Origin of the sequence: Actinomadura livida, from assembly GCF_014648675.1 — a bacterium.
Lineage (GTDB): Bacteria > Actinomycetota > Actinomycetes > Streptosporangiales > Streptosporangiaceae > Spirillospora > Spirillospora livida.
The window spans coordinates 163,648-169,730 of the sequence record NZ_BMRO01000001.1 but is presented as its reverse complement, the minus strand read 5'-3'; the positions used below and the strand labels follow the sequence as shown (position 1 = coordinate 169,730).

The 6,083-nt window shown below is 74.5% G+C and carries 4 protein-coding genes; all 4 read left to right on the top strand.

The window, feature by feature from the left end; all coding sequences use genetic code 11:
- On the top strand, positions 1–1,284 hold a 1,284-nt coding region (locus IEZ03_RS37395), incomplete at its 5' end, for a condensation domain-containing protein (protein ID WP_229807892.1).
- Positions 1,281–5,222, top strand: coding sequence for a non-ribosomal peptide synthetase (locus IEZ03_RS00715; protein ID WP_229807891.1), 3,942 nt, complete (start codon positions 1,281–1,283; stop codon positions 5,220–5,222). The genes IEZ03_RS37395 and IEZ03_RS00715, both read left to right, overlap by 4 nt.
- A gap of 11 nt (positions 5,223–5,233) precedes the next feature.
- Complete coding sequence (locus IEZ03_RS00710) at positions 5,234–5,443, top strand: MbtH family protein (protein ID WP_132044096.1); 210 nt, start codon at positions 5,234–5,236, stop codon at positions 5,441–5,443.
- The coding region (locus IEZ03_RS00705; protein WP_229807890.1) for a GNAT family N-acetyltransferase at positions 5,440–6,083 on the top strand (644 nt) is incomplete at its 3' end. The genes IEZ03_RS00710 and IEZ03_RS00705, both read left to right, overlap by 4 nt.

The following is a 6,083-nucleotide window of genomic DNA, read 5'->3' as shown; positions in this document are numbered from 1 at the left end:
GAGGTCACCGAGCCCAGCACCGTCGACGCGGCGGCGCTCGTCCGCCGCGTCGACGTCGGCGGCCTGGACGCGGGCATGCTCCGCTCCGTCCTCGCCGCCGAGGCGGAGGCCGCCCGCCGCCGCCTCGACCCGGCCGGGGGGACGATGGCGCAGCTCGTCTGGTTCGACGCGGGCGAGCGCGACTCGGGCCGCCTGCTGCTCACGGTCCACCACCTCGCCGTGGACGGCGTCTCGTGGCGGATCATCCTGCCCGACCTGGTCACGGCGTGGGGCGGGGGAGACCTCGACCCGGTGCCGACCTCGTTCCGCCGCTGGGCGCAGCGCCTGTCCGCCGAGGCGTCCGACCCGGCCCGCACCGCCGAGCTGCCGCTCTGGGACGACGTCCTCGCCACCCCCGACCCGGTGCTCGGCGCCCGCCCGCTCGACCCCGCGGCCGACACGTTCGGCACGGCGCGGCACCGCACGCTCGACCTGCCCGCCGACGTCACCGCACCGCTGCTCACCGAGGTCCCGGCCGCCTTCCACGGCCGCGTCAACGACGTGCTGCTGACCGGCCTCGCGCTGGCCGTCGCCGAATGGCGCCGCGACCGGGGCGTCGGCGACGAGACCGCCGTCCTCATCGACCTGGAGGGGCACGGCCGCGAGGAGATCGTCCCCGGCGTGGACCTGTCCCGCACCGCCGGCTGGTTCACCTCGATCCACCCCGTCCGGCTCGACGCCGGATGGGTGGAGCCCGCCGACGTCCGCGAGGGCGGGCAGGCCGTCGGGACCGCGCTGAAGCGCGTCAAGGAGCAGCTCCGCGAGATCCCCGACAACGGCATCGGGTACGGCCTGCTGCGCTACCTCGGCCCCGCGGCGGGCGAGCGGCTCGCCGGGACGCCGCAGATCGCGTTCAACTACCTCGGCCGGTCCGCGGTGCCCGAGGCCACCGACTGGGGACCGGCCGCGCAGGCCGACGCCGACGCCCTCGGCGCCGGGCAGGACGGCGCGCTCGGCCTCGTCCACGCCATCGAGGTCAACGCGCACACCCGCGACCTGCCGGACGGCCCCGAGCTGTCCGCGACCTGGACCTGGGCGGGCGGCCTGTTCGACGACGCCGCGATCGACGACCTCGCCGGGCGCTGGTTCGCGGCCCTGCGCGGACTGGTCGCGCACGTCGTGGACGGCGCGTCCGACGGGCCCGTCGGCGGGTTCACCCCGTCGGACCTGTCGCTGGTGGACGTCAGCCAGGAGGAGATCGACGAGCTCGCCGCCGAGCTCGACGGCGAATGGGAGCTGGATTGAGCAAGTCGCAGCTTGAGGACATCCTCCCGCTGTCCCCGTTGCAGCAGGGGCTCTTCTTCCACGCGCTGTACGACTCGGAGAAGGACGTCTACACCGCGCAGATCGTCTTCGACCTGCGCGGCCCCCTCGACGTGGCGGCGCTGCGCGCCGGCGCCGCGACGCTGCTGCGCCGCCACGCCAACCTGCGGGCCGGGTTCCGGCAGCGCAAGGAGGGGTCGCCGGTCCAGGTCGTCCACCGCGAGGTGCGCCTCCCCTGGAACGACGCCGACCTGTCCGCCCTGCCCGAGGCCGAGCGCGACGCCAGGGCGCGGGACCTCGCCGACGCCGAACGGGCCCGGCCGTTCGACATGACGAGACCGCCGCTGCTGCGCTTCCTGCTCATCAGGCTGGCGGACGGCCTGCACCGCATGGTGTTCACCAACCACCACATCCTGCTGGACGGCTGGTCCACGCCCGTCCTGCAGACGGAGCTGTTCGCCCTCTACCTGGCCAAGGGCGACGACACCGGAATGCCGCGCGTCGCGCCCTACAAGAACTACCTGGCCTGGCTCGCCGCCCAGGACCGGCAGGCCGCGGAGGACGCCTGGCGCCGCTCCCTCGACGGCGTCCACGAACCCACGCTCGTGGCCCCGGGCGCACCCGAGCCCGGCGCGGAAAGCCCCGGACGGGTACGGACCCGCCTCACCGAAGACCTCACCGCGGCGCTCAGCGCGCGTGCCCGCGCCCAGGGGGTCACCCTCAACACCGTCCTGCAACTGGCCTGGGGCACGCTGCTCAGCCGCCTCACCGGCTCGACCGACGTGGTGTTCGGCGCCGCCGTGTCCGGCCGCCCGCCGGAACTGCCGGGCGTCGAGCAGATGATCGGCCTGTTCATCAACACGCTGCCGATCCGCGTCCGCGTCCGCCCCGCCGACACGGTCGCCGAGGCGCTGACCCGGCTCCAGGACGAGCAGGCCGCGCTGATGCCGCACCACCACCTCGGCCTGTCCGACATCCAGCGGCTCAGCGGCACCGGCACGCTCTTCGACACGATGACCGTGCTGGAGAACTACCCGTTCGACCCGGACGCCGCCGGCACCGCCCTCGGCGGCCTCACCCTCCACGACGTGGACGGCTACGACGCGTCCCACTACCCGCTGACCTTCGCCGCCGTGCCCGGCCGCGGCCTGTCGCTGCGCATCGACCACCGCACCGACCTCTTCACTGAGGACGACGCGCGGCGCCTGATGCGCCGCTTCGTCCGCATCCTGGAGGCCGTCGCCTACCGCCCGGACCTCCCGCTGGGCCGCATCGAGGTCCTGGACGGCGACGAGCGCGCCTGCGTCCTCCAGGAGTGGCAGGGCCCCGTCACCGGCCGCGAGACCGGCACGCTCACCGCGCGCTTCGCCGCCCGGCTCGCCGAGACCCCGGACGCCACCGCCGTCCGCGCGGCGGGCGAGTCCATCAGCTACGCCGAGCTGGACCGCCGCGCGAACCGGCTCGCGCACCGCCTGGCCGGGCTCGGCGTCGGCCGCGACACGCCCGTCGCGGTCCTCCTCGAACGCTCCGCCGACACCGTCGTCGCGTCCCTGGCGATCCTCAAGGCGGGCGGGGCGTACGCGCCGATCCACCACGGCTACCCGCCGGAGCGGCTGGCCTGGGCGGTCGCCGAGGTCGCCGCGCCCGTGCTGGTCGTCAACACCCCCATGCGCGACCGGGTCGCCGCGCTCGGCACCTCCGCCCGGATCCTCGTCGTGGACGACGACCCGGAGATCGCGGCGCAGCCGGACACCGACCCCGGCGTCCCGTGCCACCCCGAGCAGCTCGCCTGCGTGCTGTTCACCTCGGGCTCGACGGGCGTCCCCAAGGGCGTCATGCTCCGCCACCGCGACGCGCTCGACCTCGCGACCGACGGACGGCTGCGGGGCGGGGCGCACGACCGGGTCCTGGTCCACTCGCCGCACGCCTTCGACGCGTCCATCTACGAGGTGTGGACGCCGTTGCTGCACGGCGGCACGGCCGTCGTCGCGCCGCCCGGCCACCTGAACGGCGAGGCCCTCGAAACGATCATCGCCGCGGAGGACCTGACCGGGCTGTTCCTCACCACGACGCTGTTCAACCTCGTGGCCGACGAGCGCCCGCACGCGTTCGCGCGGCTCCGCGAGGTGCTGACCGGCGGGGAGGCGGGCTCGCCGGCCGCGATCCGCAAGGTCCTCGCCGCCTGCCCGGACACCGAGGTCGGCAACGTGTACGGCCCGACCGAGGCCACCACGTACACCACCATCGCCGGGCTGCGCGCCCCGCTCGCCGACCCGTCCGAGACGTCCGCCGTCCTCGGCCGCCCCATCGACGACATGCGCGTCTACGTGCTGGACCAGGGGCTGCGTCCCGTCCCGCCCGGCGTCGCCGGCGAGGCGTACATCGCGGGCGCCGGGCTCGGCCGCGGCTACCTGCGGCGGCCCGCGCTGACCGCCGGGCGCTACGTCGCCGACCCGTTCGGCGCCCCCGGCGACCGCATGTACCGCACCGGCGACCTCGTCCGGTGGCGGCCGGACGGCACCCTCGAATACCTCGACCGCGTCGACTTCCAGGTCAAGGTCCGCGGCTTCCGGATCGAGCTCGGCGAGATCGAGGCCGCCGTCGCCGCCCACCCGGCCGTCGCGAACGTCGCCGTCATCGCCCGCGAGGACACGCCGGGCGTCAAGACCCTGGTCGCCTACGTCATCGCCCGCGATCCCGCCAGGGGGGACGACCCCCCTGAACCCCCCGGTGGAAAGCGCGGTATCGAGGGCCTGCGCGACTTCGTGGCCGCCCGCGTACCCGAGTACATGGTGCCCGCCGCGTTCGTCCGGCTCGACACGTTCCCCGTCGGCCCGACCGGGAAGCTCGACCGCCGCGCCCTGCCCGCGCCCGACTACGGCGAGGCCGCCGCCGGGCGCGACCCCCGCACGCCCGAGGAGGAGCGGCTCTGCGCGATCGTCGCCGGCGTCCTCGGCCTTGACCGCGTCGGCGCCGACGTCAGCTTCTTCGACCTCGGCGGCGACAGCATCGCCGCCCTGAAGCTCGTCACCAGGGCCCGCCAGGAGGGCATCGAGCTCACCCCCCGCGACGTGTTCACCCACCAGACCGTCGAGGCGCTGACCAGGGTCGGCGAGCCCGAGGACCGGCTCGGCTTCGAGGTGCTGCTGCCCATCCGGACGTCCGGCACCCGCCCGCCGGTGTTCTTCGTCCACCCCGCGGGCGGCCTGGCCTGGGGCTACCTCCAGTTCCAGCGCCACCTCGGCCCCGACCAGCCGATCTACGGGCTCCAGGCCCGCGCGTTCACCCGCTCCGACCTGCCGGGGTCCGTGGCGGAGATGGCCGAGGACTACCTGGAGCAGGTCCGGGCCGTCCGCCCGTCCGGCCCCTACCACCTCGCGGGCTGGTCGCTCGGCGGGCTCGTCGCCTACGAGATGGCCGTGCGGCTGCAGGCCGCCGGCGAGCGCGTCGGCCTGCTCGCCCTGATCGACGCCTACCACGGCCAGGACCTGGAGTCGGAGCGGCGCGAAATCCTCCCCGAGCTGCTGGAGGCCATCGGGGTGGACGCCGGAATGATCGCCGAGGACGGCAACCCCGACATGGCGCAGATCATGGCGGTGCTCGCCGCCCGCGACGACGCCCTCGCGACCCTCGGCGAGGACGACCTGGTCAACGTCTACCGCAACTACGAGAACGGCCTCCGGCAGGCCGAGGAGTACCGGCCGGGCCGGTTCCGCGGCGACATCGTCTTCTTCACCGCGCTGCAGGGCCGCACCGCCGACTCGCCCACCGGACGCGCCAACTGGGGGCCGCTCGTCGAGGGCGAGATCGAGGACTACCCCCTCGACATCGACCACCACCTCCTCATGGAGCCGGGCCCGGCCGCCGAGATGGGCGCCGTCCTGGCCGCAAAACTCGACAAACTACAGAGCACGGATTGAGAGGGACCCACATGACCAACCCCTTCGAGGACCCGGACGGCACCTACCTCGTCCTCGTCAACGACGAGGGTCAGCACTCGCTGTGGCCGTCCTTCGCCGAAGTCCCCGCCGGCTGGACGGTCGCCAAGAACGAGGACACCCGGCAGGCGTGCCTGGACTACATCGACGAGAACTGGACCGACATGCGCCCCAAGAGCCTCATCGAGGCGATGGGTGAGTGACCGGGGTGAGTGACGGCGGCACGCCGGCGCTCCGCGGGGACGAGATCGGGATCCCCGGGGTCATCGAGTGGACGATGGAGATGCTGGACGCGGCCGACCTGCGTCCCGCGCCGCTGCCCGGCGTCGAGATGACGTTCACGCTGTCGAGGCTGCCGTCCCCCGAGGTCAACCGGGCGATGTACGCGGCCGTCGGCGCCCGCGTCTGCTGGACCGACCGGTTCGGCTGGTCGTACGCCGACTGGCAGGCGTGGGTGGACCGTTCCGAGCTGTCCACCTGGATCGCCATGGCCGAGGGCACCATCGCGGGCTTCTTCGAGATCGAGGCGCAGCCCGGCGGCGACACCGAGATCCACCTCGTGGGGCTCACCCACGCCTTCGTCGGCCGCGGCTACGGCGGCTACCTCGTCGAGCAGTGCACCCGCCGCGCCTGGCAGCGCGGGAAGCTCTGGGCCCTGGACGCCGGCCCCGCCACCCGCGTGTGGCTGCGCACCAGCAGCCTCGACCACCCGAACGCGATGGCCAACTACCGGCGCCGCGGCTTCACGGTGGCCGCGCAGACCGTCGTGGACAAGCCCGTCCCCGACCCGCGGCTCGCGCCGTGGCCGCTGCCGCACGACCCGCGCGCAGTCGCCGGGGACCA

Coding starts and splice junctions, on each gene's coding strand:
- IEZ03_RS00710 (WP_132044096.1), top strand. CDS start 5,234: ATGACCAACCCCTTCGAGGACCCGGACGGCACCTACCTCGTCCTCGTC.